The 26,778-nt window shown below is 72.6% G+C and carries 23 protein-coding genes; 9 read left to right on the top strand and 14 right to left on the bottom strand.

The window, feature by feature from the left end; all coding sequences use genetic code 11:
* Positions 1 to 10: 10 nt before the first annotated feature.
* From OG852_RS43685 to OG852_RS43705, 5 genes are all read right to left on the bottom strand, one after another.
* Positions 11 to 907, bottom strand: a complete 897-nt coding sequence (locus OG852_RS43685; protein ID WP_330350778.1) for an aminoglycoside phosphotransferase family protein — start codon at positions 905 to 907, stop codon at positions 11 to 13.
* Positions 908 to 1,014: 107 nt separating this feature from the next.
* On the bottom strand, positions 1,015 to 1,887 hold the full coding sequence (locus OG852_RS43690) for a geranyl diphosphate 2-C-methyltransferase (RefSeq protein WP_208117223.1): 873 nt from the start codon (positions 1,885 to 1,887) through the stop codon (positions 1,015 to 1,017).
* 59 nt (positions 1,888 to 1,946) lie between these two features.
* Positions 1,947 to 2,987, bottom strand: a complete 1,041-nt coding sequence (locus OG852_RS43695; protein WP_133914398.1) for a family 2 encapsulin nanocompartment cargo protein terpene cyclase — start codon at positions 2,985 to 2,987, stop codon at positions 1,947 to 1,949.
* On the bottom strand, positions 2,984 to 4,426 hold the full coding sequence (locus tag OG852_RS43700) for a family 2B encapsulin nanocompartment shell protein (RefSeq protein WP_330350779.1): 1,443 nt from the start codon (positions 4,424 to 4,426) through the stop codon (positions 2,984 to 2,986). Before OG852_RS43700 ends, OG852_RS43695 begins: the two co-directional genes overlap by 4 nt.
* 212 nt (positions 4,427 to 4,638) lie before the next feature.
* Positions 4,639 to 5,664 (bottom strand): zinc-binding alcohol dehydrogenase family protein, encoded by a 1,026-nt coding sequence (locus OG852_RS43705; protein WP_330351608.1) that lies wholly within the window; start codon positions 5,662 to 5,664, stop codon positions 4,639 to 4,641.
* A gap of 172 nt (positions 5,665 to 5,836) precedes the next feature.
* Between OG852_RS43705 and OG852_RS43710 the strand changes: the two genes are divergently transcribed.
* Positions 5,837 to 6,631, top strand: coding sequence for a VOC family protein (locus OG852_RS43710; RefSeq protein WP_133914396.1), 795 nt, complete (start codon positions 5,837 to 5,839; stop codon positions 6,629 to 6,631).
* 25 nt (positions 6,632 to 6,656) lie between these two features.
* Positions 6,657 to 7,367 carry a ribonuclease H family protein gene (locus OG852_RS43715; protein WP_330350780.1) on the top strand — a complete coding sequence of 237 codons (711 nt, stop codon included), beginning with the start codon at positions 6,657 to 6,659 and terminating at the stop codon, positions 7,365 to 7,367.
* Here OG852_RS43715 and melC2 read toward each other — a convergent pair whose 3' ends face one another.
* Complete coding sequence (melC2, locus tag OG852_RS43720) at positions 7,368 to 8,189, bottom strand: tyrosinase MelC2 (RefSeq protein WP_330350781.1); 822 nt, start codon at positions 8,187 to 8,189, stop codon at positions 7,368 to 7,370.
* A gap of 32 nt (positions 8,190 to 8,221) precedes the next feature.
* The gene (gene melC1, locus OG852_RS43725; RefSeq protein WP_330350782.1) at positions 8,222 to 8,593 is read right to left on the bottom strand and encodes an apotyrosinase chaperone MelC1; all 372 of its coding nucleotides are present in this window, start codon (positions 8,591 to 8,593) and stop codon (positions 8,222 to 8,224) included.
* 356 nt (positions 8,594 to 8,949) lie between these two features.
* Here melC1 and OG852_RS43730 point away from each other — a divergent pair, with 356 nt between their 5' ends.
* From OG852_RS43730 to OG852_RS43740, 3 genes are all read left to right on the top strand, one after another.
* Positions 8,950 to 10,161 (top strand): FAD-dependent monooxygenase, encoded by a 1,212-nt coding sequence (locus tag OG852_RS43730; RefSeq protein ID WP_208117222.1) that lies wholly within the window; start codon positions 8,950 to 8,952, stop codon positions 10,159 to 10,161.
* Between the two features lie 111 nt (positions 10,162 to 10,272).
* Positions 10,273 to 11,757, top strand: coding sequence for an MFS transporter (locus OG852_RS43735; protein WP_330350783.1), 1,485 nt, complete (start codon positions 10,273 to 10,275; stop codon positions 11,755 to 11,757).
* Positions 11,754 to 12,389: a TetR/AcrR family transcriptional regulator gene (locus tag OG852_RS43740; RefSeq protein WP_330350784.1), complete on the top strand. Its 636-nt coding sequence runs from the start codon at positions 11,754 to 11,756 to the stop codon at positions 12,387 to 12,389. The genes OG852_RS43735 and OG852_RS43740 overlap by 4 nt, the downstream gene beginning before the upstream one ends.
* Here the strand turns inward: OG852_RS43740 and OG852_RS43745 are convergent.
* Positions 12,379 to 14,121, bottom strand: coding sequence for a cholesterol oxidase substrate-binding domain-containing protein (locus OG852_RS43745; RefSeq protein WP_330350785.1), 1,743 nt, complete (start codon positions 14,119 to 14,121; stop codon positions 12,379 to 12,381). The genes OG852_RS43740 and OG852_RS43745 overlap by 11 nt on opposite strands.
* Before the next feature lie 158 nt (positions 14,122 to 14,279).
* Between OG852_RS43745 and OG852_RS43750 the strand changes: the two genes are divergently transcribed.
* Both OG852_RS43750 and OG852_RS43755 read left to right on the top strand, forming a co-directional pair.
* Positions 14,280 to 15,263, top strand: coding sequence for an aldo/keto reductase (locus OG852_RS43750; RefSeq protein ID WP_133914389.1), 984 nt, complete (start codon positions 14,280 to 14,282; stop codon positions 15,261 to 15,263).
* Positions 15,264 to 15,312: 49 nt separating this feature from the next.
* Positions 15,313 to 15,798 (top strand): DUF6328 family protein, encoded by a 486-nt coding sequence (locus OG852_RS43755; RefSeq protein ID WP_133914388.1) that lies wholly within the window; start codon positions 15,313 to 15,315, stop codon positions 15,796 to 15,798.
* A gap of 11 nt (positions 15,799 to 15,809) precedes the next feature.
* On the opposite strand, the gene OG852_RS43760 is transcribed toward OG852_RS43755, so the two are convergent.
* Positions 15,810 to 16,856 (bottom strand): hypothetical protein, encoded by a 1,047-nt coding sequence (locus OG852_RS43760; protein WP_330350786.1) that lies wholly within the window; start codon positions 16,854 to 16,856, stop codon positions 15,810 to 15,812.
* A gap of 95 nt (positions 16,857 to 16,951) precedes the next feature.
* On the bottom strand, positions 16,952 to 17,923 hold the full coding sequence (locus OG852_RS43765; RefSeq protein ID WP_330350787.1) for an LLM class F420-dependent oxidoreductase: 972 nt from the start codon (positions 17,921 to 17,923) through the stop codon (positions 16,952 to 16,954).
* Between the two features lie 73 nt (positions 17,924 to 17,996).
* Here OG852_RS43765 and OG852_RS43770 point away from each other — a divergent pair, with 73 nt between their 5' ends.
* Positions 17,997 to 19,445: a serine hydrolase domain-containing protein gene (locus tag OG852_RS43770; protein WP_330350788.1), complete on the top strand. Its 1,449-nt coding sequence runs from the start codon at positions 17,997 to 17,999 to the stop codon at positions 19,443 to 19,445.
* 6 nt (positions 19,446 to 19,451) lie between these two features.
* On the opposite strand, the gene OG852_RS43775 is transcribed toward OG852_RS43770, so the two are convergent.
* From OG852_RS43775 to OG852_RS43785, 3 genes are all read right to left on the bottom strand, one after another.
* Entirely contained in the window at positions 19,452 to 21,086 is a 1,635-nt protein-coding gene (locus tag OG852_RS43775) for a serine/threonine protein kinase (protein ID WP_133914384.1), read from the bottom strand.
* A 296-nt stretch (positions 21,087 to 21,382) separates the two neighbouring features.
* On the bottom strand, positions 21,383 to 22,759 hold the full coding sequence (locus tag OG852_RS43780; RefSeq protein WP_330350789.1) for a CAP domain-containing protein: 1,377 nt from the start codon (positions 22,757 to 22,759) through the stop codon (positions 21,383 to 21,385).
* Between the two features lie 59 nt (positions 22,760 to 22,818).
* On the bottom strand, positions 22,819 to 24,012 hold the full coding sequence (locus OG852_RS43785) for a serine hydrolase domain-containing protein (protein WP_208117230.1): 1,194 nt from the start codon (positions 24,010 to 24,012) through the stop codon (positions 22,819 to 22,821).
* Positions 24,013 to 24,332: 320 nt separating this feature from the next.
* Between OG852_RS43785 and OG852_RS43790 the strand changes: the two genes are divergently transcribed.
* Positions 24,333 to 26,129, top strand: coding sequence for a M4 family metallopeptidase (locus tag OG852_RS43790; protein ID WP_133914381.1), 1,797 nt, complete (start codon positions 24,333 to 24,335; stop codon positions 26,127 to 26,129).
* A 42-nt stretch (positions 26,130 to 26,171) separates the two neighbouring features.
* Here the strand turns inward: OG852_RS43790 and OG852_RS43795 are convergent, their stop codons facing one another.
* Positions 26,172 to 26,729, bottom strand: coding sequence for a hypothetical protein (locus OG852_RS43795; protein WP_330350790.1), 558 nt, complete (start codon positions 26,727 to 26,729; stop codon positions 26,172 to 26,174).
* Positions 26,730 to 26,778 lie beyond the last annotated feature (49 nt).

Raw genomic sequence — 26,778 nt, forward strand, 5'->3', positions numbered from 1 at the left:
CGAGGGCGCGCTACCGGGCCCGGGCCTCCGTGAGGATCTCCTTGATCACATGCCGGGAGCTCTCCGCCAGCGGCGGGTTGGTCTCCCAGTAGTACGGCAACTGGATCAGCGAGATCGACAGGGCCCAGCCCCGTCCGCGCGCCCACTCGTCGTCGTCCGCGCCCACCGCCTCCCGGAACGTGTGGCGCGCCGAGGCGGGCAGCAGGTTCCAGGCGGGGATGAGGTCCACGGCCGGATCGCCCACGCCCACACAGCCGAAGTCGATCACGGCCGTCAGTCGCCCGCCCGTGACCAGCACGTTCCCGGGTGAGAGATCACCGTGCGTCCACACCGGCGGCACCGTCCGCCCCGGCACCCGCAGCGCCTCCTCCCACAGCGCGGTGACCGCGTCGGTGTCGATCCGCCCCCGCAACTGCGCGATCGCGTCCCGGGTGTAGCCGTCCCGCTCGCTCAACGGCCCGCCCCGGTGGCTCGGCGGCCCGCCCCGGGCGTCGACCTCGCGCAGGCCCGCGACGAACGCCCCGAGGTCCGCCGCCAGCGACTGCGGCTCCTCGACGGCCCCTGCCACCGGATTACGGCCGTCCAGCCAGCCGTAGACGGACCACGGCCAGGGGAAGCCCTCGCCCGGGGCGCCCTCCGCCAGCGGCACCGGCGCCGCGACCCGCAGGCCGGGGCCCAGCCGGGCCAGCCAGTGCTGCTCGCGCGCCACGTTCTCCACCGCGCCGGGGCGCCGGGGCAGCCTGACCACCTTGTCGGTGCCCAGCCGGAACATCGCGTTCTCCGTCCCGGACGACGCCAGCCGCCGTACGGCCAGTCCCGCCCAGCGCGGGAACTGGGCGGCGATCAGCCGGCTCACCAGCGGGGCGTCGGCATCGACCTCGTCGGGGTGCATCCTGCGGGCGGTCATGCGGATCATTGCAACGGATCGACGACCGCCCTGTCCAAGGGAATTACGCCCCGGCACATACGGCGGCGCCCGCCCCAGGGAGGGGGAGGCGGGCGCCGCGGGACACCTCAGACCCGGTCGGCCACGATCATCAGATACTGGAAACTGCCGTTCTTGTAGGCGGTCAGGAACGTGTCCTCGATGCCGGTGACCAGATGGTCGGCCTGCCGGCGCAACTCCCAGTACGGGATGGCCGCCGCGGTGAGGTCCTCCACATGGACCGGCACCAGACGGTTGTCCGCCATCGCCCGGAAGTACCGCGAGCGGGGGTGGATGTCGCAGATGTAGTGCGCGTTGATGAGCGACACCTCACGCGAGGCCTGCCCGTACGTGTCGTTGTAGCAGCCGGTGATGACGACGTAGCGCCCGCCGCGGCGCAGCAGCCGGGAGTGCTCGGCGAACAGCAGGTCCAGCTCGACGTACATGCTCGACTCGTTGTTCCAGGAGGCCGCGTACGCGCCCGTCTCCAGTCCCGTGTCGAGCATGTTGCGGTGGTGGTAGCGCACCTTGTCGTCGATGCCCCGCTTGCGGGCCTGCCCGTTGGCGAACTCGGCCTGCTTGGCGGAGATCGTCACTCCGTCCGCGTGGCAGCCGTAGCGCAGATTCGCCGTGACACTGCCGCCGCCGCGCCCGCACCCGGCGTCGAAGACCCGGTCGGACGGGGTGAGCGGGCCGAGCCGGGAGGCGAGCAGCTCCGCCTGGGCGTGCTCCAGCCGGTGCAGCTCGGTGGTGATCCGCTCCTTGCGCAGCTCGGGGTCGGGCTCGTCGAGCACCGACCAGTCGGCGTCACCGACGCCGTAGTGATGGTGGTAGAGATCGTCGATCCGGCCCAGTTCGAGGTTGACCGGGTTCTCCTCCGCGTTCCAGTAGTCCGCCACCCGGTCCTGGTAGACGGACTGGGTCGGCAGCTCGATGGACTCGGTCAGAGCCTCGGGGGTCATGGTCAACGGTGACTCCTTGCGTGGCGGTACGTGAGGAACGGTCGAGAGAAGATCGCTTGTCACCAGTAGTGAGGCAGCGAGTAGCGGTGGGTGTTGGTGGCATGCCACTCGTGGTTGCCGGCCACCCAGTCCGACAGACCCTTGAGGTAGCGCTCGACGAGCGGCGAGGTCGCGGCGAGGACCGCCGACTCCGACTCGAACGCGTCCATGACCTCGTTGTGGATGTCGACCGACTTCAGATAGGCGGCCTTCAGCCCGCGCCGGTCGTTGGCGGCCACGACCTGCGGCAGGTTGAGATGGGTGGGATCGGACGCCAGCTCCTTGGTGAAGGAGTACAGGTCGTTGACGATCGTGGTGGCGTTGCAGGCGAGCGCCGTGACCCGCTGGATCTCCGGGCGGGCGTAGAGCTGCTCGGGCAGTTCGTAGCCGTCGACCGCGTCCACGATCGACAGACAGGGCCGGAAGTTGTTGAACTGCCGCATCACCAGGTACTCCCAGACCTGGGGCCGGTACCCGGTCTCCATCCAGGCCGCCTCGCCGAGGTAGCCCAGATGGAGCCGCGCCATGTCGTGCACGAACCGGTCGGTCTGGCTGGGGGTCGCCAGGGCCGCGTAGTCCTTCAGCGCCCAGAAGTACGAGCGCAGCGGACCGTCGGCCTGCATGCCCCGCGCCCACTGCTCCTGGTGCGCGGGCGGACCGTGGAAGGGGTCGAGCGCCGACTGCGCCAGGATCAGCCGGCCGGCGAGCCCGCTGCGGGAGCCGCCCCGGCCCTCGTCCTCCTCGCAGTAGCAGCTGTCCACGACGTTCTCCGCCAGCAGCAGCTTGCCCGCCGCCGTCAGCCGGTCCAGATCGGCGCCGCCCGGATGCTGCAGGACCACCGCCCGGCCGAACTGGAACCCCGCGAAGTCGCCGTTCCACGCCGTCGGGAACAGGTCCAGGCCGCGGGCCCACTCCTCGAGCCGGCGGTCGACCTCGGCCGCCTTCTCCGGGTCGGCGGGCGCGACCTCCCGGTACCGCAGCCCGGGGATCGCCCCGCTCCTTCGGGCCGTCAGGCTCGCGGCGAGGTTCGGTGGCCCCGGCAGCCCGCTTGCCGCCGTCACTCGGCCGTCCGGCCGATCTGGACGTTCTCCAGGATGCCCGCCGCGTCGGGCACCAGCAGCGCCATGGAGTAGTAGGCGGTGACCAGGTACCGGATGATCGAGTTGCCGTCGATGCCCATGAACCGCACGTTCAGCCCCGGCTGGAACTCGTCCGGGATACCCGTCTGGTACAGACCCACCGCGCCCTGGTCGGCCTCGCCCGTGCGCAGCGCGATGATGCTGCTGGTGTGCCGCTCGCTGATCGGGATCTTGTTGCAAGGGAAGATCGGCACCCCGCGCCAGGCCGGGATCTCGTGCCCCTCCACGGTCGCCGTGCCCGGCACCAGACCGCGCCGGTTGCACTGCCGGAAGAACGCGGCGATCGCCTTGGGATGGGCCAGGAACAGCTTGGTCCTGCGCCGCATCGCCAGCAGATCGTCCATGTCGTCGGGGGTCGGCGGCCCGCTGAAGGTGCTGACCCGCTGCCCGTAGTCGACGTTGTGCAGCAGCCCGAACTCCCGGTTGTTCACCAGCTCCCACTCCTGGCGCTCCCGGATCTCCTCGACCGTGAGCCGCATCTGCTGCTGGGTCTGGTCCATCGGGTGGTTGTAGAGGTCGGCGACCCGGGTGTGCACCTTCAGCACGGTCTGGGTCAGCGACAGCTCGTACTCGCGCGGCGAGAGCTCGTAGTCGATGTAGCCCGCCCCGATCGTCGGCTCGCCGGTGTGACCGGCCTGGAGCGGAAGGTCGGCCTCGCCCTTGCGGTTCATGGGCCGCCGCTGCTTCTCGGCGTACGTCCGCAGGTGCGCGGCGAGCGACGGCACCCGGCCGAGGAACTCCCGCAGCACGTCCCACGGCAGCACCAGCAGCACACCCGAGGTCTCCGCGCGCACCGAGGACAGCCACAGCGGGTCGTCCTGTCCGATGGCCTCCTCGCCGAGCTGGTCGCCGCCGGAGACGACCCCGACGATCTCCTCCCCGCCGTACTTGCCGGCCGTGTAGCGGGTGAACCGGCCGTGCACGACGAGATAGGCCTCCGTGACCGGCTGCCCGGCTTCGAAGATCACCTGCCCGGGCCGCACCTCCCGGGTCTGGAAGCGGGAGGCGAGCTCGCGCAGGGTTCCGTTGTCGGAGTAGCCGCGCAGCACGCGCAGTTCGGTCAGCGTGTCCGGGACGACCCGGACGTCGTCGGCGCCGTTGTGCTCGAACTGCACCCGGCCCCGGCCGACGGTCAGTTGCAGTCGCCGGTTGACCCGGTAGGTGCCGCCCTTGACGTCCACCCACGGCAGCATGCGCAGCAGCCAGCGCGAGCTGATCGCCTGCATCTGCGGTTCGGACTTGTGGGTGGTGGCGAGCTGGCGGGCCGCCCAGGTGCCGAGGCTGGTGAGCTGCCCGTCGGCCGACGGCTCGGGAGCGGGTTCGTCGAGGGCGGGAGCGGTGGCGCTGTCCGGTGTGGACACATTCTCTCCAGGGAGGTGGTGCGCGGGGCGGGGCGGACGGGTCGTGACGATCGGTTTCGAAGATCCGCAGGCACCAGCCAAACACCCTCGGTGACGGAGGGGTACGGCGCGAAAGGGGCGGTTACGGTGCTACGGGTGCACAGCGGGGCGGAAGGTGAACAAGGCGCCCCAACCGCACCGGGCGGGACCTCGCGTGCTCCCACGCGCCGTGATCAAGAGGGTTGGGAGAGATCGTTCACCAGAACGGCTGCCCCCTCGAACTGGCCTGCAGCGAGATCCCTCAGCGCCTGCGGGGCGCGCGAGAGCGGATACGCGTGCGTGGTCGCCCGTACGCCGAGCCGGGCCGCCAGCGTCAGGAACTCCCGGGCGTCGGAACGGGTGTTGGAGGTGACGCTGCGTACCTGCCTCTCGTAGAACAGCTCGCTCTCGTAGCGCAGCGGCGGTACGTCGCTGAGGTGGATCCCGGCGACGGCCAGCACCCCGCCCCGGTCCAGCGCCCGCAGCGCCACCGGCACCAGATCGCCGACCGGCGCGAACAGGATCGCCCCGTCCAGCGGCTCCGGCGGCATCTCGTACGCGTCCCGCGCGGAGGCCGCCCCGAGCTCCAGCGCCAGCCGCCGTGCCGCCGCCCCACGGGTCAGGACGTGCACCCGGGCGCCCTGGGCCAGCGCCACCTGCGCACACAGATGCGCGCTGCCCCCGAAGCCGTACAGCCCGAGCCGCCCGCCCGGCGGCAGCGCGGTCCGCCGCAGCGCCCGGTAGCCGATGATGCCCGCGCACAGCAGCGGCGCGAGCGCCACCTCGTCCGCATCGTCGACCTCGCCCGGCAGCGGGTGGGCGAACGCGGCCGGCACGGTCGTGTACTCGGCATAGCCGCCGTCGGCGTCCCAGCCGGTGTACGACGACCCCGGGCACAGGTTCTCGGCGCCCCGCGCGCAGTACGCGCACACCCCGCAGGTGCGCCGCAGCCAGGCGACGCCCACTCGGTCGCCGGGCACGAACCCGCTCACCGAGGCGCCCAGGCCCGCCACCGTCCCGACCACCTCGTGCCCCGGCGTCACCCCCGGCCGCCGTACCGGCAGATCGCCCTCGGCGACATGCAGATCGGTCCGGCACACCCCGCAGGCACGCACCCGCACCAGCAGTTCGTCGTCGCCGGGCACCGGCACCGGTCGGCGCACCAGCCGCAGCGGCTCACCCGTCACGGGCCCGGGCTCGGTCACCGACCAGGCGGCCATCGCGCGTGCCGCCCCGGCGCGTGCCCTGCCGTCCGCCATGACCCGCCCCGTCCTGCCGCCGGACCGTCCCCTCCCAGTGTGGGACGGAGGGAGGCGTTCGGCGCGCGCGCCGACGGGCGGGTGACTAGCGTGAGGTTTCGGACAGAGTCGTCTCTTCGGAAGGGCCGCCGTCATGGCCGTACAACCAGAGGGAACCCCGTGCTGGGCCGACGCGATGTTCACCGACGTGGAGGGCGCCAAGAGCTTCTACGGCGAGGTCCTCGGCTGGACGTTCGGTGAGTCGTCGTCGGAGTACGGCAACTACACGCAGGCCTACGTCGACGGCAAGGCGGTCGCCGCCGTCGTCCCGCCGATGCCCGGCCAGGAGGGCCAGTCCCAGTGGTGCCTGTACCTCGCCTCCCCGGACGCCGCCGCCACCGCGGCGAAGATCCGCGCGCACCACGGCGAGGTGCTGATGGAACCGATGCAGGTCGGCGAGTTCGGCACGATGTGCCTGGCGAGGGAGCCCAGTGGCGCGTTCTTCGGCGTCTGGCAGGCGGGGACCCACGAGGGCTTCGAGGCCGAGGCCGTCCCCGGCGCCTACGGCTGGGCCGAGGTCTTCACCCGTGAGCCCGACAGGGCGGACACCTTCTTCTCCTCCGTCTTCCCGTACACCGCGCAGCAGATCGAGGACGACAACGTCGACTTCCGCATGTTCAACGTCGGCGACACCACGGTCCTCGGCCGGATGCGGATGACGGACGAATTCCCGCCCGAGGTGCCCTCGTACGTCAACGTCTACTTCATCGTCTCCGACTGCGACGACGCCGTGGCGAAGGCGACCAAGCTCGGCGGCGTCCTGCGCTTCGGCCCGATGGACAGCCCCTTCGGACGGTTCGCGGCCCTCAGCGACCCGCAGGGCGCGAACTTCTCGGTGATCGACCTCACGACCACCGAGGGCGAGCTGCCGAAGACCAGGCCGGTCTGAGCCGGACCGCGCACACGGCCATGGCATGATCGTGTCCATGCGTGAACGTGTGGTGGCCGCGTGCGACGGGGCTTCGAAGGGGAACCCGGGACCGGCCGGCTGGGCATGGGTGGTCGCCGACGACACGGAGAGCCCGGCCCGCTGGGAGGCGGGCCCGCTCGGCAGGGCCACCAACAACGTCGCCGAACTCACCGCCCTGGAACGGCTGCTGGCGTCGACCGACCCGGGGGTGCCGCTCGAGGTCCGGATGGACTCGCAGTACGCCATGAAGGCCGTCACCACCTGGCTGCCCGGCTGGAAGCGCAACGGCTGGAAGACCTCGGCCGGCAAGCCGGTCGCCAACCAGGACCTGGTCGTCCGCATCGACGAACTCCTCGACGGACGCTCGGTCGAGTTCCGATACGTGCCCGCCCACCAGGTCGACGGCGACCCGCTCAACGACTTCGCCGACCGCGCCGCCAGCCAGGCGGCGAGCGTCCAGCTCGCCGCGGGCAGCGAGCAGGGCTCCCCGGAGCCGCCGCCCTCCCCGGACACCCCGAAGCCGTCCCGCTCCGGCGGGGCGAAGTCCCCGCGCCGGAGCGGCGGTTCGGCCTCCCGCGGCGGCTCGTCCGCCCGGACGATCAAGGCCAGGTTCCCCGGCCGCTGTGTGTGCGGCCGGGGCTACGCGGCCGGTGAGCAGATCGCCAAGAACGCCCAGGGCTGGGGCCACCCCGAGTGCCGTACGGCCGAGGTCTGATCAGACGTCGAACGTGTAGTGCGGGGTGTGGTCGAGCAGGGCCGCCGGCGTCGTGTCGTTCCAGGGCTTCATGGTCTCGTTCAGGTCCACGACGTCCGGCGTCCCGCCGCCCGGCACGTACGTCGACCCCGGGTGCCGGCGCTGCCACTCCGCCCAGAGCTTGTCGATGTAGGCGTGGTGCAGCCAGAACACCGGATCGTTGGGGGAGACGCCGGTCGCCATCTGCCCGCCGACCCACACATGGACCCGGTTGTGCAGATTGACCCCGCGCCAGCCCTCCAGATGGTTGCGGAAGCCGTCGGAGGCGCTGTTCCAGGGCGCCATGTCGTACGTCGCCATCGCCAGCACCGACTCCACCTCGGCCCGCGTCGGCAACTCGCGCACGCTCGTGCCGAGGGACCGGCGCAGATAGGTGCGGCCGTCCACCCGGACGTTGATCGGCCAGTTCCCGGCCGAGGCGGCGAACGGCCCGTCCATCACCTGCCCGTCCCGGCTGCGCCCGGTGCCGCCGAGGAAGTCCGGCGCCCACAGCGAGGAACGCGGTGAGCGGTCGGTGGACCAGTCCCAGTACGCGAGCGCCACCGACGCGTCCACCGACTGCAGCGCCCGCTCGAACTCCAGCAGGAATCTGCGGTGCCACGGCAGGAACGACGGTGAACGGTGGCCCGTGCGCTCGCCGTTGTCGGTGTCACCCATGATGAACGCGTTGTGCGTGGTGACGAAGGCGTCGTAGCGGCCGGAGCGCTTGAGGTCGAGGACGGCGGCGACGAAGCGCCGCTTCTCCTCGGCGGTCAGGGCGGACTGGTTCTTGCGGACGGTCATCTGCGGGTGCTCCAAAGAGGCGTGCGGAAAGGTCAGTTGGCGGGCGACGCGGGGAAGGGCAGCAGCCGGGCGCCCTGCAGTTCGTCGACCGCGGCACGCGCGGCGGCTCGGGGGCTGGACACCGGGTCGTAGTGGCTGACGACGCTGATCCAGGTGCCGTCGGCGTTGCGCATGACGTGCAGTTCGACGCCGTCCACGAACACGGCGTAGCCGCCGTGGTGATGGCCGCCCCCGGAGGACGGCCGGCCCTGTATCCGGCGGCCCCGGTAGACCTCGTCGAAGGCGGCGGGGGAGTCGTGGTCGTGCGCGGGGGCGCTCGCCCGGGCCGCGGGGACGGCGAGCGCCGTGGCGCCGGCGAGGGCGGTCGCGGCGGTGAGCGCGCGGCGACGGCTGAGGTCGGGCATGCGGAATCTCCTGGGGTGCGTTCGGTTGCCGACCCGGCATGCCTATCGAGCCCTTCGAGAGCGGGCGAAATCCCGCGCGACCGGTTGGCTGTGATCCGGACAATCGCCCCCATGTCGTGCAATGTTGAACCAAGATGATCTTGGCGTCGCAGGGGTCCGGGTGGGCGCGGAACGGGCAATTCCTTTCCGTGGAGCAGCACCTTCCGGTGATCTTTCGCGCGCCGGGCTGTCGCCCGTGGTGTGGCTCACGTGGAGAAAGTGGCGGAAACCGGGAGTCGGGGTGCCCATAAGGGCGACCCCCGCCCTGCTACCCTGCGTCGTCAACCCATCACAGCTGGTCATTCCTAGGGGTGTGCGTGAAGGTCGCCTGTGTCGGCGGCGGGCCCGCCGGCCTGTATCTCTCGATCCTGCTCAGACTGCAGGACCCGTCCCACGACGTCACCGTCTTCGAGCGCAACCAGGAGGGCTCGACCTACGGCTGGGGCGTCACCTACTGGCAGGGGCTCCTCGACAAGCTCCGCGCCCGAGACCCCGAGTCGGCCCGCGCGATCGAGGAGCACTCCGTCGCGTGGAACCAGGGCATCGCCCATGTACGGGACCTGTCGACCCGCCGGCCCGGCGACGAGGGCCACGGCATCGGCCGGCACAAACTCCTGGAGATCCTCGCGGAACGCGCCCGCGCCCTGGGCGTACGGCTGGAGTTCGCCTGCGAGGTCACCCCCGACGACCTGCCGCACGCCGATCTGGTCGTGGCCGGCGACGGCGTGCACAGCGCCCTGCGCACCCGGCACGCCGACCATTTCGGCGCCGAGCTCGCACCCGGCCGCAACTCCTACGTCTGGCTCGGCACCAGCAAGGTCTTCGACTCCTTCACCTTCGCCTTCGTGGAGACCGAGCACGGCTGGATCTGGTGCTACGGCTACCCCTTCAGCAGAGCGCAGAGCACCTGTGTCATCGAGTGCGCCCCGCAGACCTGCGCCGGGCTCGGCCTGGACCGGGCGAGCGAGGCCGACGGCCTGGCCCACCTGGAGAAGCTCTTCGCGCACATCCTCGACGGCCACCCGCTGATCGGGCGGGCCGCCGCCGACGGCAGCTCCCCGTGGCTCACCTTCCGCACCCTCACCAACCGCACCTGGCACCGCGACAACCTGGTCCTCCTCGGCGACGCCGCCCACACCACCCACTACTCCATCGGCGCCGGCACCACCCTCGCCCTGGAGGACGCCCTCGCCCTGGCCGACGCGCTGAGCGCGGGCGGCGGCCTCCCGCAGGCCCTCGCCCGCTACGAGGACGAACGCCGCACCGCCCTGCTGCCCCAGCAGAGCGCCGCCCGCCTCAGCGCGCAGTGGTACGAGAACCTCGGCCGGTACATCGACCTCCCGCCCGAGCAGATGTTCGCCCTGCTCGGCCAGCGACACTCGCCCCTGCTGCCGTACGTCCCGCCCCAGCTCTACTACCGCCTCGACCGGGCGGCCGGACAGCTGGAGGCCCTGCGCCGCTTCAAGCGATGGCTCGGCCCGAAGATCGCCCGCAGCGCCCACACCCGGGCCGTCGCAGCCCGGAAGTAGTGCCCACCGGCCCCTCGGAAGGGCGAACCCACTTGGGTGAATGTGAATTCACTGCTACGGTGAATTCACATTCACCCATCTTTCGCCTCTGTGTCGGCCGCTGGAGTCCCCATGGCGTCGCCCGTCCCGATACCCGCCCCGACCAGGGAACACTCCGGCCCCAGGGCCAGGTTCGCGATCCCGGTCCTGGCGTACTGCGGGATTCTGATGGCGGTCATGCAGACCGTCGTCGTCCCCCTGCTGCCCGATCTGCCCCGGCTGACCGGCGCCTCGCCCGCCGCGGTCTCCTGGATGGTCACCGCCTCCCTGCTCTCCGGCGCCGTCCTCACCCCGGTCCTCGGCCGCGCAGGCGACATGTACGGCAAGCGCCGGGTCCTGCTGCTGTCCTTCGCCCTGATGGCCGCCGGCTCGGTGATCTGCGCGCTGACCTCGGACATCACCCTGCTGATCGCGGCCCGGGCCCTGCAGGGCGCCGCCTCCTCGGTCGTACCGCTGTCCATCAGCATCCTGCGCGACGAACTGCCGCCGGAGCGCCGGGGATCCGCGATCGCGCTGATGAGCTCCACCGTCGGCATCGGCGCCGCGCTCGGACTGCCCGCGGCGGCCATGGTCATCCAGTACGCCGACTGGCACACCATGTTCTGGGTCACCGCCGCCCTCGGCACGACCGGCGTCGCGCTGATCGCCTGGGCGGTGCCGGAGTCACCCGTGCGCGAGCCCGGCCGCTTCGACGTGTCGGGCGCGCTGGGGCTGGCCGCCGGGCTGGTCTGTCTGCTGCTCGCCGTCTCCCAGGGCGGGCAGTGGGGCTGGGGCAGCGCCCGGATCGTGGGCCTCTTCCTCGGGGCCGTGGTCGTCCTCGCCCTGTGGTGGTGGCGGCAACTGCGGGCCGAGCGGCCGCTGGTGGATCTGCGGCTGGTGTCCCGGCCCCGGGTCGGCCTCTCCCATGTGGCCGCGCTGCTCACCGGCTTCGCGTTCTACGCCAACTCCCTGGTGACCGCGCAGCTCGTGCAGGCGCCCGAGGCGAGCGGCTACGGGCTGGGGCTCTCCATCGTCCAGACCGGGCTGTGCCTGCTGCCCGGGGGCATCACCATGCTGCTGTTCTCCCCGCTGTCGGCACGGATCTCGGCGGCCCGGGGGCCGCGGGTCACCCTGGCGCTGGGCGCCGCCGTCATCGCCACCGGGTACGCCGTGCGCATCGCCGACAGCCGCGACCTGTGGATGATCATGGTGGGCGCGGCGGTGGTGGCCACCGGCACCACCCTCGCCTACTCCGCGCTGCCCGCGCTCATCCTGCACGCCGTTCCGGCCGGTCAGACCGCCTCCGCGAACGGCGTCAACGTCCTGATGCGCACCATCGGACAGGCCGTCTCCAGCGCCGCCGTCGCCGCCGTCCTCGTCCACCACACCAGCCTCGTCGGGGGCGTCCCGGTGCCCACCCTGCACGGCTATCTGCTGGCGTTCGCCCTGGCCGGCGCGATCGCCCTGGCGGCCTGTGCGGTGGCCCTGACCATCCCCGGCGACCCGAAGTCCGAGGAGACCCGGCCCACCCGCGACAGCACCCCCGCCGTCGGCGAGGAGGCGAGGGAGGGAGCATGAGTGCCGTGAACACCGCACCCGGTACTCCGCCACCCCCCTCCACCGGCTCCCCGTCCCCGGCGTCCAGCGGCGCTTCCGCCGCCCCCGCCCGCCGTGACGCGGAGGCGACGAAGACGGCCATCCTGCGGGCCGCCCGTCACCTCCTCGCCCGGCACGCCCACGCGGACATCACCCTCAAGGCCGTCGCCGAGCGGGCCGGGGTGAGCCCGCCGCTGGTCCTGAAGTACTTCGGCAACAAGGACGCCCTCTTCGCCCGGGTGATGTCCTTCGAGGAGGACGCCGCCGCACTCCTGGACGCGCCGGTCGAGGAGCTGGGCCGGCACATGGTCCGGCATGTCGTGGCCGGCCAGCGCGAGCGCGGCGCCGACCCCGTCCTGCGCATCGTCTTCGCGCCCCTGCACGGCGACCACGGCGACATCCTGCGCGCCAACTTCCGTACCCAGGTCGCCGAACCCCTCGCGGCCCGCCTGGGCGGCCCCGACGCGCGGCTGCGCGCCGAACTCGCCCTCGCGACCCTCATCGGCCTGGGCGTGATGTTCGGCATCGCACGGGGCGAGGAGCTGCGGGCGATGTCCGTGGAGGAGATCGTCGACCACTACGGCCCGACGGTCCAGGCCCAGCTCACGCCCTAGCTCCGGGCGCCGGGAACAGCCGTTCGTGCAGCGGGGCGTGGAACACCCGGTGCGGGTCCAGCCGGTCCAGGGTGGCCGCGGCCTCGCCCCACGCCGCGCCGAGCGACTCCGGTACGGCCGTCCCCAGCACCTCCTCGTCGCTCCAGGCGGCCTCGTCCGTGTAGGCCCACCCCTTCGACCACTCCACCCGGGTACGGGCACGTGTCCCGTCGTACGCCGACAGCAGGAACCGCTCCACCTCACGGTTGAACGCCTCGGCGTACGGCGTCCCGGGCAGGGTCAGCACGTCCAGCCAGACGGCGGTGTCCCACTCGGGGTGCGCCGGGTCCGGCCGCAGCGCGGAGAGCGACGGGGTCCGCGCGCCCGCGAGGCCGGCCTCGGCGGGATCGTCGAGCCCGGTGACCCGGATCTCCACCGAGCCGTTCACGGGGAAGCGCCCGAGGGCCGCGTACGCCGCGAGCCGCTCCCGGTAGAAGGAGGTGAACGCCGCGACGACACCCTGCACCTGGTCCCGGGCGGTCAGTACGGCGTACCCGTTGGCGTGCACCCGCAAGGTGGTCGGCCGAATGTAGAGCAGGGTGTTCTTCGACGGCCCCCAGACGTCCGCCGACAGCGTCGCCACCAGCCCCAGCGAGGCCGCGTCGAGCTGCGCGTTCCCGAGCACCGGCGCCAGGTACCAGGCCGCGTCCGACACCATCCGCCCGGCCAGGTCCGCGACCGGCGTCGGCACGTTGTCCGAGAAGGGATAGGGGTACGGCGAGGTCACGCGCCGCGAGGTGAGCGGTTTCGTCGGTTCGACGGACCACACCTTGAACCACGGGAACTCGGTGAACGCGAACCAGATCGCCTCCACCCGCCCCTCGGCCTCCAGGAAGCCCGCCAGTGTCCGCCCCGGCGCGGCACCGGGCGCCGCGAACAGCTCCTTCGCCGGGATGTCCGTACGGCTCACACACCGCAGATCGCTGTTCGCCCCGACCCGCAGCACCACCTCGGTCACCAGTGACCGCCCGAGGTGGGTGAGCAGCGCCGCGCAGTCCGCCTCGTCGCGGCGGAACGTCCGCAGCGCGTACGCCCCGGCGTCCGCGTCCCACACCACGGCGGTCAGCTCCAGCACCCGGTTGCTGAGCGAGCCGTACGTCTGCCCGGGCGGACGCTCCTCGCCCCGCGCCGGCACCGCCGTGCCGTGCGCGTCGATCGCGAGCGCCCCGCCGAGGGTGAGATCCCCGGGCGCGGGCGAGGCGGTGACCCCGAGTCCGTGTCCTTCGAGGAAGGTGAGCAGCGACTCCAGGGTCACCCCGGTGCCGGCGCGCACCTCACTCGTCGAGTCCAGGGAGAGGCCGGTGAGACGGGGAGCGGTGTCCACGAGCAGGATCCGGGCGTCGGCGGCCGTGCCGGCCGGGACGGTCAGCGGCGACCAGCCGTGCGCGGAACCCCGCGCCCGGACCGTCCAGCCGTTCCGCCAGGCCCAGTTGACGGCTTCGACCACCTGGTCCGGATCCTCGGGCGCACAGGCCCACAGGCCCGTGACGGTGATCTCGCCGTCCCAGTTGCGGTACGCGGTGCGGAAGAGCGCCACGTCCGCCGGGAAGCCGGGCAGTTCCTCCGCCGCGACGGCCGGATCCGCGGCCACCAGGACGGGGACCGCGGCCAGCGCGGCGGCGGAACGCAGAAAGCCGCGCCGGGTCCAGGAGGGGTGTTCCGGTCGGAAGTTGCTCACTGAACGATCAGTCACGGGCTCACGCTAGGCGTCTTTCGACACGGAGGCCTCTTCCCTCGAACACGATCACCCGTGTGAGTGAACGATTCTCCGCTCTTCGTGCGGCCGGGCAGGGCCGTGCCGCCGGACCCGCCGATTCAGCGCCGGGCAGGGACGGATGACAGACTGGCGCCATGGAAGAGCGCGAATTTCGCAGGTCGGGTCAGCATGCGTCCGTCGTGGGTCTCGGCACCTGGCAACTGGGCGCCGACTGGGGAGACGTCGACGACAAGGAAGCCCTCACCGTGCTGGAGACGGCGGCCGAGTCGGGGGTGACCTTCTTCGACACCGCCGACGTCTACGGCGACGGGCGCAGCGAGCAGACCATCGCCACCTTCCTCAGCGGCCGCCCCGATCTGCATGTGCTGGTCGCCACCAAGATGGGCCGCCGGGTCGAACAGATCCCCGAGAACTACGTCCTGGACAACTTCCGCGCCTGGAACGACCGCTCCCGCCGCAACCTCGGCGTGGACCGCCTCGACCTGGTGCAGCTGCACTGCCCGCCCACCCCCGTCTACTCCCGCGACGAGGTCTTCGACGCCCTCGACACCCTCGTCGAGGAGGAGCGCGTCGCCCACTACGGCGTCAGCGTGGAGACCGCCGCCGAGGCCCTCACCGCCATCGCCCGGCCCGGGGTGGCCAGCGTCCAGATCATCCTCAACCCGTTCCGCATGAAGCCGCTGCGCGAGGTGCTCCCGGCGGCCCGCGAGGCCGGCGTCGGCATCATCGCCCGCGTCCCGCTCGCCTCCGGTCTGCTGTCGGGCAAGTACACCGAGGACACCGTCTTCCCCGAGAACGACCACCGCACCTACAACCGGCACGGCGAGGCCTTCGACCAGGGCGAGACCTTCTCCGGCGTCGACTGGGTCACCGGCGTCGAGGCCGCCGCCGAGTTCGCCGCACTCGCCCCCGAGGGGTACACCCCGGCCCAGCTCGCCCTGCGCTGGATCGTCCAGCAGCCCGGGGTGACCACGGTGATCCCGGGGGCCCGCTCGCCCGAGCAGGCCCGGGCCAACGCGGCCGCCGCCCGGCTGCCCGAACTGTCCGAGGAGACCCTGACGGCCATCCGGGACCTCTACGACCGGCGGATCAAGGCCCAGGTCGAGACCCGCTGGTAGTGACGTCGACGTCCGTTTGAAGATCGGCGGCCCGGGTTACCCGGGCCGCATGGGGCACGCAGAGCACCGAACGGGACGCGACGAGACCGAGGACGAGCGGGCCGACCGGATGTGGGGTGACCTCATCCAGGAGGTCCGGGTGGCCCAGACGGGGGTCCAGATCCTCTTCGGATTCCTGCTGACCGTGGTGTTCACCCCGAAGTACGTCACCCTGAGCGACACCGACCAGGCCATCTACATCACGACCGTCGTGCTCGGCGCCTCCGCCACCGGCGCTCTGATCGGACCGGTGTCCCTGCACCGGGTGGTCTCCGGCCGGCGCATCAAACCGCAGGCCGTGGCCTGGGCCTCCCGGCTGACCTTCGTCGGTCTCCTGCTGCTCCTCGCCACGATGACCTGCGCCCTGCTGCTGATCCTGCGCGTGGCGACCCACGGCGACCACGCGATCTGGCTGGTCGTCGCCGTGGTCGCCTGGTATCTGCTGTGCTGGTTCGGCCTGCCGCTGTGGGCCCGCCACCGGCACACCTCGAGCTGACGCGCCGACCTCTACTCGGCTGCTCCCGCGCCGCCACGCGCCCCGCGCAGCGACACGATGCAGGCGACGATCGCCTGCTGGAGCTCCTCGAGCTGCTGCACCATGTCGTCCTCGACGAACTCCTCGGCGTCGTCGAAGGTCAGCTCCTCGAACACCTTCGTCGCCCTCTGGAGGCTGCTGTAGAACCTCGTGCGCCGCTCCCGCACCCGCAGCTCGGGGTCGGCCTCGACGGTCTCCACGACGAGGTGCTTCATCGTGTCGTAGGCCTCGGTCGCCCACTCGCCGGCGTCCTCGCCCTCGTCCAGCTCGTCGATCAGCGACAGATGCCGCTCGGCCTCCCGGCGCAGCTCGACCGGCGCGTCGATGGTCTGCCCGGCGGGCGTCTTGACCTGGCCGGACTCGGCGATCTGACGGACGTACCCGATGCGGTCGGCGGAGCGGCTCTCGGTCGCCACGGCCTTCTTCAGGTCGTCGGTGCGCACGACGTCCCGGGCCAGCGCGGACTGCAGCTCGGGGTCCTCCTTGATCCGGTCCAGCAGCGCGGCGCGGGCCGCGCGGGCGGTGGAGGGGTCGGCGAGGATCGCGGCGCGCAGGGCCGTCGGGTTCTCCGCGACCTCGAGCGCCTTGGTCGGCCGGATGCCCTCGGCCTCCGCCGCCTCCGTGATCGCGGTGCCCCGCTCGGAGGTGGCGCTGCTGCGGGAGACGTAGTACGTCAGCCACACCTCGGCGTCCGGCAGCTCCACCTCCTGGCCGGGTTCCAGCTCCTCGAAGTGCGGGACGAGACCGTCGTCGGCGGCCCGGTCCCACGCCTTGTAGTAGCGCATCACGCGCTCCGCGGAGCAGCCCGCCAGCTCGGCGAACTCCTTCGCCGACACCTTCGGCGTCTCCTCGGCGCCCTGCCCGCCGGGCCGCACACTGCGCGCCACCATCAGCCCGAACGCCCAGCCTCCGGTGCGCGCGTAGACTCCGAACTCCCGCGCGTCACGGGCCACGAGGTCGGACAGCGGCGCGGGGCCGTCCTCGGCGGACGTCTCGGGCAGGTCGATCGCCAGGGTCACGGATGGTCTCCTCGGGAGGCTGCGGGAGGGACGAACGTACAGACCGGCAGCCTATATGCACCCGTTGACGCTGGTTTGCCACCCGGCGGTGCCGCTCAGCCGAAGGCCTCCCGCAGCGCGGGCAGCAGCGTCTTCTCCGACCAGTCCAGATACTCCGGCTGCGTGTTCCCGCCGATCTGCACCAGGGCGATCTCGGTGAACCCGGCCTCCGCGTACGGGCGTACGGCCTCGACGAAGTCGTCCGGGTCGTCACCGCAGGGGATCGAGGCGGCCACGTCCTGCGGGGTCACGAACTGGGTCGCCGACTCGAAGGAGTCCGGGTGCGGCAGTTCCGAGTTCACCTTCCAGCCGCCGCCGAACCAGCGGAACTGGGCATGCGCCCGCTTCACGGCCGTGTCCCGGTCCCGGTCGTGGCACACCGGAAGCTGCCCGACCCTCGGCCTGCCCTCGCCGCCGTACCGGTCGAACGCCTCCAGCAGACCCGACTTCGGCTCGGTCGCGATCACCAGATCGGCGAGCCGGCCCGCGATCCGGCACGACCGCTCGCCCGACACCGCGATGCCGATCGGCGGCGGCTCGTCGGGCAGGTCCCACAGCCGCGCCGAGTCCACGTCGAAGTGCGGGCCGTGCCGGGTGACATGCCCGCCCTCGAACAGCGCCCGGATGATCTCCACGGCCTCCTGGAGCATCTCGTGCCGGACGTCCACCGACGGCCAGCCACCGCCCACCACATGCTCGTTGAGGTTCTCCCCGGAGCCGAGGCCCAGCCGGAAGCGGCCCCCGGACAGCAGCTGCATCGTCGCGGCCTTCTGCGCCACCACCGCGGGGTGGTAGCGGAAGGTCGGACACGTCACGTACGTCATCAGCGGTATGCGCGACGTGGCCTGCGCCGCCGCGCCGAGCACGCTCCAGGCGTACGGCGCGTGGCCCTGGGTGCGCAGCCAGGGGAAGTAGTGGTCCGACGTCACCGAGAAATCGAAACCCGCCTCCTCGGCCCGCACCAGATGGCCGACCAGTTCACGCGGGCCGGCCTGCTCGGTCATCATCGTGTATCCGATTCGCACCATACGCCCCGAGTCCCCGGCCGCCCGGGCGGGAAACCGGTCGATCATCGCGCGGCCCGGGAGGGAGGATAGGGGGATGACCGCCCGCCCGCTGCCGTCCAGCGCCCCGTCCGCCCAGGGGGTGGACGCGTCCGGCGTCCTCTCCTTCCTCGACGCCGTCGAGGCGTCCGGGATCATCGAGCCGCACAGCCTGATGATCCTGCGCCACGGCCGCCTGGTCGCCTCCGGCTGGTGGCGGCCGTACACCCCCGACCGGCTCCATCTGCTGTACTCGCTCAGCAAGAGCTTCACCGCGACGGCCGCCGGGTTCGCCGTCGCCGAGGGGCTGATGAGCCTCGACGACCCGGTGATCTCGTACTTCCCGGAGCTCGACGCGGAGATCACCCACCCGCGCAGCCGGGCGATCCGGGTGCGGGACGTGGCGGCGATGGCGAGCGGGCACGAGGAGGAGACGTACGACCGGGCGGAGGCGCTCGACCCCGACGACCTGCTGCGCGGCTTCCTGCTGCTGCCGCCCGACCGCGACCCGGGCAGGGTGTTCGCGTACAACCAGCCCTGCACCTACGCGCTGGCCGCGGTCGTGCAGCGGGTGACCGGGCTGTCGCTCACCGCGTATCTGCGCCCCCGGCTGCTCGACCCGCTCGGGGCCGGCGAGGTCGGCTGGCTGACGGACGGCACGGGACGCGAGCTCGGATTCAGCGGACTGCACGGCACCACCGACCTCGTCGCCCGGCTCGGCCTGCTGTACCTGGACGACGGGCGCTGGGACGGCGAGCCGTTGCTGCCGAAGGGATGGGCCGCCGAGGCGACCCGCGCGCACATCCCGACCTCCGGTCCGACGGCGGACGCGGACCGACTCGACTGGGACCGCGGCTACGGCCTGCAGTTCTGGCGCTCCCGGCACGGCTACCGCGGCGACGGCGCCTACGGCCAGTTCTGCCTGGTCCTGCCCGAGCAGGACGCCGTGATCGCGGCGACCTCGGCCACCCGGGACATGCAGGCCTACCTCACGCTCGTCTGGGAGCATCTGCTGCCCGCCTTCCGGTCCGCGCCGCTGACCGGTGACCCGCGTGCGGAGAGCGCCGACGCGGCCCTCGCCGAGCGCCTGACGCGCCTCGCGCTGCCCCCGGCGCCCGGTGCGCCCGCGCCACCGGAGCGGGCGGGGGAGTGGTCGGGGGCCGTGTTCACCCCGCGCGGCGGTGTCTGCGCCGACCAGCCGGGCCTGACCGCCGCCCGGGTCACCGACGGCACGGACGGCTGGACCCTGACCCTGATCGAGGGCGAGGACCGCCTGGAACTGCCCATGGGGCCCGGTGGCCTACGGGTGAGCGAGGTGCCGCCGGCCACCGCCGTGGGCGGAGGCTGGACCGACGGCGCCACCCTGGCCGTGGACGTCGCCTTCCTGGAGACCCCGCACCGCCTCCGGGTCACCTGTTCGCTCACCGACCACGCCCTCACCGCCCACTGGGACACCGAACCGCTGCACCCCGGCCCGCTGAGCGCCCTGCGCGCCCCGCGCGGCTGAGCCGGGTCAGGAGCCCGAGTCCGGCCGGAACGTCTTGAGGAAGGTCTCCAGGGCCTTCCGGTTCGCGGCCTTGTCCCAGTCCGCGGCCGGCGTCGTCCAGCGCAGGGAGAAACTCCGGCCCCCGCCCAGGAGGAAGCCGCGCCCGAAGGTACGCGTCCGTGTGCCGTCGACGTCGACGAGCCACTCCATGTCGGCGGCCTTGTACCCCTGGTACGTCGTTGCCTCGATGTCGCCGATCCGGCGGAAGCCGTCCTGCTTCTTCAGTGACGGCTCCACGTCCTCGCGCCAGACGGCCACCGGGTCGGGACCGGCCTGCGTGCTGTACGTCACCGCGAGGGTGCGCGGATCACCGTCCGCGCCGAACGTGACCCGGTACGCCACATCGCCCTGCCGCCGCGTGTCCAGCCGCTTCCACCCCCGCGGCAGCGCCACCGAGAAGCCCTCGGGCGCGCGGTAGACGTGGTAGCCGTCCGGGAGCGCGTCGATGGAGGCCGCGGGGGAGGACGGTGTGGCCGACGGGGTGCCGGAGGACTGCGAGGGTGCGGCGGAGACGGGCGCGCTCGGCGCCGCCGTGGCTCTGTCGCCCGCATCGGCGTCCTCCCCGGAAGGGGCGGTCGACACCGACGGCTGGGCCTGCGCACCACTGGCCGCCGTGTCCTCGGTGCCCGGCAGCTGGTGGGTCACGGCGAGCGCGGCGACCGCCACCGTCACGACGGCCAGCGCCGTCCCGGCGGCCATGGCGCGCCCGCTCCACTGCGGCCCGATGTGCCGGGCCGCCGCACAGGCCCGCCGCAGCCGGGGCGCGGGCAGCACGGCGTGCGGGTCCTCCTCCACCACCCGGGTCAGCGACTGACGGACCGTCGTCCGCGTCAGCCGCTCCCGCGAGTCCTTGCGCAGCAGCCCCTGCACGGTCGGGGTGAGCGGGCCCGCCCGCAGCGGGGTGCGCAGCGGCAGCCGGTCCACGCCCCGCAGCGTGCTCTCGGGCCGGTCGCGGTCGCGGTACGGCGGACGCCCCTCGACCATCGTGTAGAGGATCGCGCCCAGCGCCCACAGGTCGGCGGCCGGACCGATCCGCTCGTCACGGGCCTGCTCGGGAGAGGCGTACGACAGCGCCGCCAGCCTCGGGACGAGCGTCGTGCCCGCGAGCCCGAAGCCGGTGACGACGAGCGGGCCCTGTGCCCGGACGAACACCTGGCCCGGGCTGAGCTCGCCGTGCGTGATGCCCTCGCCGTGCGCGGCCTCCAGGACGTCGAGCAGCTGCAGGCCGATCGAGGCGGCCCGGGCCGGGCTGAACGGCCCCTTCTGGTCCATCAGTTGACCGAGCGGCAGTCCGTCGATCCACTCGGTGACCGTCCACAGGGAGCCGCCCTCCGCCGTCGCGTCGACGACCGTGGCGATCCGGCCGGGGCACACCTGGGCCATCGTCTCCGACATGCGCACCACCCGGTCGGCCGCCTGGCAGGCCTCCTCCTCGCCGAGGCCGGGCGGCAGACCGACCCGGGTGACCAGACACGGGCGCGCCCCCTGCACATCCTCGCCGTACCAGCTGACCCGGTTGGTCTCGCGGTGCACGACGTCGAGGAGCCGGTACCTTCCGGCGACCAACTCGTGCGTGGAGACATGCGCCTTGACCATGGTCATCCTTCGCTGAACCCCCGGGTGTTCTCCCTTTCCCAGAAGTACGGGGGACGCGTGGGGGTGCGTTCAAAAGGACCACGACTCCGGCGCGATTCCTGTCTTTCATTCAAGGACGCCGTTCGTATGTGCGAGGAAAGAAATTACCGGGGGCCGTCCGGCCGTGTAACCAGGGGTAAACAAGATCCGGGCAACGCGATCGTGCTATACGCGAAAGCGCTCTCGTGGGTCACGGCGCATTTCGACCGGATACCGTCACGGGGGATTTCTCCTTTGCCGTCGCCGCGCATGCCGCCGGGGTGTCAGGCGCCGAAGAGCTGGGTCCAGTACGTGCCCGAGGGGCCGCCGCCCGCGTAGCCGACGCCGATATGGGTGAAAGCGGGCTTGAGGATGTTGGCGCGGTGCCCGGGGCTGTTCATCCAGCCCTCCACCACCTCGGCGGCCGAGCGCTGGCCGCAGGCGATGTTCTCGCCGATCGTCCGTCGCGTGGAGCCCGCCGCGGCCGCCCGGTCCCACGGCTGTGTGCCCTCCGGCGAGGTGTGCGCGTAGAAGGCGCGCGCCACCATGTCCGCGCAGTGCGCCTGTGCGGCGGTGGTGAGCGGGGGGTCGACGGCGAGGGGCCGCAGCCCCGCCCGGGAGCGCTCGCGGTTGGTGAGGCCGATGACCTCGGCGGTCGTACGGGCCAGCCCGTCCGCGGTGAGCGGGCCGGCCCACAGCGCGGTCCAGTACGTCGTGCCGCCGCGGGCGTCCGTCGCCCGGGCCAGAGCGGCGTGGCTGAACGCCCGGTCCCGCAGGGTGCGGCCCGCCCGGTCGTGGCGCAGACAGTGGTCGACGAACTCGGCGGGGGTGCGCGGACCGGAGACCAGGTGCTCGCCCACGGCGAGATACGCGTACCCGGCGGCCGTGACCCGCTGGTACAGCGAGACGCCGTCCGGTCCCTCGCTCCCGAGTCGCCCGGCCGCGGCCATGGCGGCGGCATGCGCCCGGGCCGCCGACGCCAGACGGGCATCGAGCGCGACGGGCGGTGAACCGGCCGACGCGCGGGCGGAGTTGACCAGGGCCAGGAAGCCGTCGGAGTCGGCGAAGGGGGTCGGTGACGAGCCGGCGGGTGCCGACGGGAGGAGGTGGCCGGACGGGCGCGCTCCCGGCGAAGAGGCGCTTCCCGACGGGCCGGTCGGTCCCCCGCCCCCGGCCGGGGTGTCGTCGACGACGTCCACCCCGAAGTCCCGGGCCAGCCCCGCCAGTCCGTCCGCGTAGCCCTGGCCGAGCGCGCGCAGCTTCCAGACCGGGCCCCGCCGGTAGACCTCCGCGAGCAGCAGGACCGTCTCCCGGCGCGGGGAGGGCGGGGTGAAACGGGCGAGGAGACGGCCGTGCGGGTCGGTGACGTGGAGGGTGGCGGCGGGCAGCCGGGCGAGCGGGGTACCCGGCTCGGCGGCGCTGACGACCACCGTCACCCGGGTCGCACCGGCCCGCAGCCGGTCCGGCTCCAGGCGGAGCGTGTCGCCCCGCAGTGCCGCCCCGGGCGCCGTGGGCTGGTTGTAGAAGACGAAGTCGGCGTCACCGCCGACCTTTCCGCCGTCGTCGCTCACCAGGGCGCACACGTCGAAGGGTCCGGGCACCCGGACGGTCAGGACGCCGCCCGGGAGGGGCAGATTGCCGCCGGGGACCAACTCGCTCATCCTGCCGCCCTGGTGTCCTCGCCCCGTCGTCGTCGAACGCACCCCGCCCGGGGGTGGTGTCAGGACAACGACACCTGGGCGTCCCGGGTTCCCGTGCGGTGTCCGTGCCCGCTCGTGTCCTCGGCCGCGTCCCTCGGAGCCGCTGCACCGCTGCGGGTCGCGTCCTTCCCGCAGAACGCCGCCTCCAGGGTGCGCAGCATCGCCGTGTGCACCCGGGAGCTGTTCGAGGCGTTGGCGAGCGCGGCGAGACTGCGCCGGCCGTCGCCGGAGGTGAAGGCGTAGGTGTAGTAGCCCTGCACGGCGCCCGTGTGCCCGTACACGGACACCCCGCACGACAGCCGGCGCCGCCGCAGCCCGAGCCCGTAGGACTGGGTGCCGCCCGCCGGGACCCAGCGGCGCATCTCCTTCAGGGCGCCGGCCGACATGAGCCGGCCGCGCAGCAGCGCCGAGAGGAAGGTGTCGAGGTCCTTGGTGCTGGAGATCAGGGCGCCCGCGCTCTGCGCCCAGGAGACCGTCTGCCGGGTCGCGTCGACCAGCGCCCCGCCCGCCGTGTCCGGGGTGAGGTAGCCACGGGTGTACCGGCCGGGCAGGGCCGTGCCGGGGTGGACGTAGAAGGTGTCGCCCAGCCGCAGCGGCTCGATGATGCGCTCGCGGTACGCGGTGGCCACGGGCTTGCCCGTCAGTTTCTCGATGAGCATCCCCGCGACGACGAAGTTGGTGTTGGAGTAGGAGTAGGCGCCGCCGGGGGCACTCGTACGGGCGTGCCGCAGGGAGCGGTCCACCAACTGCCGGTAGGTGAAGACCTTGGTGCGGACCGCCTCGAAGCCGGAGACGGACCGGGCGAACAGGTCGTCGCTGTAGTCGTACAGACCGCTGCGGTGGCTCAGCACGTGGCGGACCGTGATCCGGCCGTCGGGCAGCAGCCCCGGGAGATAGCGGTCGACGGGCGCGTCCAGCACCAGTCTGCCCTCGTCGACGAGTTGCAGCAGGACGACCGCGGAGAACGTCTTGGTGACGCTGCCGATGCGAAAGCGGTCGGCGTTGCTCAGCGCCCGCCCCGTGCGCCGGTCGGCGACGCCTGTGGCGATCTGGTGCACCGTGCCGTGGTCGTCCAGCCGCGCCATCGCGCCGGGCGCCCCCTGGCTCACCGCCGAGCGCAGCACGCTCCGCAGGCCGGTGAGGTCGGGCTGCGGCGGCGCGGCGGCCGCCGCCGGGCCCGGCAGGAGGGACAGCGCGGCCGCGCTCGCGCACACCGCCGCCGCGAGACCGCCGAGCCGGCTGCGCCGGCGGGTCTTCGATGCGAGATCCGTCACATGCACCTGGGGGAACCTCCTGCCGTCGTGTCACATCTCCACAGACGACTCACAGTTCGTCGCTCGTCGATCACCGTGCGTCGCGGATTCGCCAAGTATCACCATGAAGCCCTTGTAAAGCGATGATTTCGGCTTTACATGCACATGACTCATCCGTAAGGGTGGGGCTCCGGGGCCCGACCAGCCCCCGTGGCGCCCAACGGCGCCATGTCTCACGGCGGTTGGGGACCCCGGCCGCCTGAACGAAGGAACCCTCACCTTTGCGTAGAGCACCCATACGCATGCTCGCCGTCGCCGTCGCCGTCACCACGGCTGCCACGGGGCTGGCAGGCACGGCCTTCGCGGGCCCGTCCGCGGGGGAGACGCGGGCCACGACCACCGCCGACGCCCAGGGCACCGCCGTCGTGCGGGCCGCCCGCGCCGCCGCCTTCGCCCACGCCTCTGCCACCGGCGTCGGCCAGGACGACGAACTGCAGCCGCAGGACGTGCTGATCGACCCCGAGGGCGCCCGGCACGTCCGGTTCGTCCGCACCCACCAGGGCATGGCCGTCCTCGGCGGCGACCTCGTCGTCCACCTCACCCGGGGCCTCGCCTACGCCGGCGTGACCCGCGCGGCCGACCACAAGGTCGCGCCCGCCACCGTGCGGGCCCGGCTGACCGCCGCCGAGGCCGAGGCCAAGGCCGCCGCCGTGGCCAAGGGCGACGCGCAGAGCGCCGAACTCGTCGTCGACGCCCGCGGCGGCGCCTCCGCCCTCGCGTACCAGGTCCGGGTGACCGGCAGCGACACCACCGAGGCCGGCGGCTCCCGCACGGTCGTCGTGGACGCCGTCACCGGCAAGGTGCGCAGCAACACGCCCGACAGCGACGAGTTCCTCTCGCCCCGCCTGATCGACACCCTGCGCGAGCGCGGCGAGACCCTCGACCCCGCCACCGGCACCGCCCCGCTCGCCGCCGGGCTCACCGCGGCCTCCTCGGCTCCCGCCGCCCGCTACCCCCAGACCGCCAAGGGCACCGGCAGCTCCCTGTTCGTCGGCAAGGTGCCGCTCACCACCACCCGCACCGCGGCCCGCAGCTATCTGCTCAAGGACCCCACCCACTGGGGCACCGAGACCCGCGACGCCAAGAACAAGGAGCAGGAGAACTTCGCCCGCGGCACGAAGTTCACCAGCACCACCAACAAGTGGGGCAACGGCGCCGTCTCCAGCCGCGCCAGCGCCGCCGTCGACGCCCAGTACGGCGTGATCCAGACGCTGGACTTCTACAAGAAGACCTTCGGCCGCAAGGGCATCGAGAACAACGGCAAGGGCGCCCGCGCCATGGTCCACTTCGGCAACAAGGTGGCCAACGCGTTCTGGGACCCGGCCTGCGACTGCATGCTCTACGGCGACGGCGACGGCGAGATGTTCAAGAAGCCGCTCGTCGTCCTCGACGTCACCGGCCACGAGCTCACCCACGGTGTCGTCGACGCGACCGCCCGCCTGGAGCCGACCTTCGTCGACGGCGACGGGAACCAGTACGGCGAGCCGGGGTCGCTGAACGAGTCCCTCGCGGACATCTTCGGCTCCAATGTCGAGTTCAGCGCCAACAACCCCAAGAACCCGCCGAACTACCTCGTCGGCGAGAAGCTGGGCCTGGACCAGAAGTTCCTGCGCCGCCTCGACCAGCCGTCCCTGGACGTCCTCGAGGGCGCGATCGACTACTGGTCGCCCGAGACGTACTACACCGAGGTCCACGCCGGCTCCGGCGTCTCCTCGCACGCGTACTACCTGCTCGCCGAGGGCAGCGGCCAGAAGAGGATCGGCGCGGTCACCTACGACTCGCCGACCTACAACGGTGCCGCGGTCAAGGGCATCGGCCGGGCCAAGGCCACCAAGATCTTCTACCGTGCCCTGACCCGCTACATGGTCTCCACCACCGACTTCCACGACGCGCGCGTCGCGACGCTGAAGGCGGCCCGGGACCTGTACGGCCAGGACAGCGTGGAGTTCAAGACGGTGAACAAGGCCTGGGCCGCCGTCAACGTGACCTCGGCGAACGTGCCGCCCGCCGTGCGCTGACGGCGTCGGCCGGGGCCGTCCGGCTCCGGCCCGCCCCGGCCCTCAGTAGTCGGGGCAGAGGTTGGTGTGCACGGCGTCGACGATCCGCGTGCTCTTGACGCGGCCGAAGCCGTCCGGGTGACCGGGAGAGACGAAGCGCCGCATCGCGGCGCCGATCTGCTTCTCCCGGTCCCCGGGGTGGTCGTGGATCGTGGCGCACTGGTCGCGGCCGCGCTCGACGGCCTCGTCCTCCTTGTCGTGCACGATGTCCGGGTCGATCGCGGTCAGCGCGCGCACATAGGCGCCCTCGCCGTCACGGTCGGGGCGCGGCGGCAGCCCCGCCTCGCCCTTCTTCGCCGCCTGGCGCGTCGCGGAGGCGGACGCGGTGCCGCCGGCCGCCCGTTCCGCGGCGGCCGAGGCCGAACCGGAGGCGGCCGGGGACGGGGTTCCGGCCGGTGCCTGCGCCCCCGCAGCCGGGCCCGCGGTGCCCACCGCGGGTGTCTGCTCCCCCGCCGCCGGTTCCTTGTGGCTCGCGGCCGGATTCCCCGAGCCACAGGCGGTGAGTACGGCGACGGCGAGAGCGCAGGACGCCAGAGCGGCTGCGGTGGTGCGGTGGTTCACGGGTCTCCTGGTGCCTGCGGTACGACGGCTGAGCTCCGTGAGCGTATGG

The sequence above is a fragment of the Streptomyces sp. NBC_00582 genome (assembly GCF_036345155.1).
Lineage (GTDB): Bacteria > Actinomycetota > Actinomycetes > Streptomycetales > Streptomycetaceae > Streptomyces.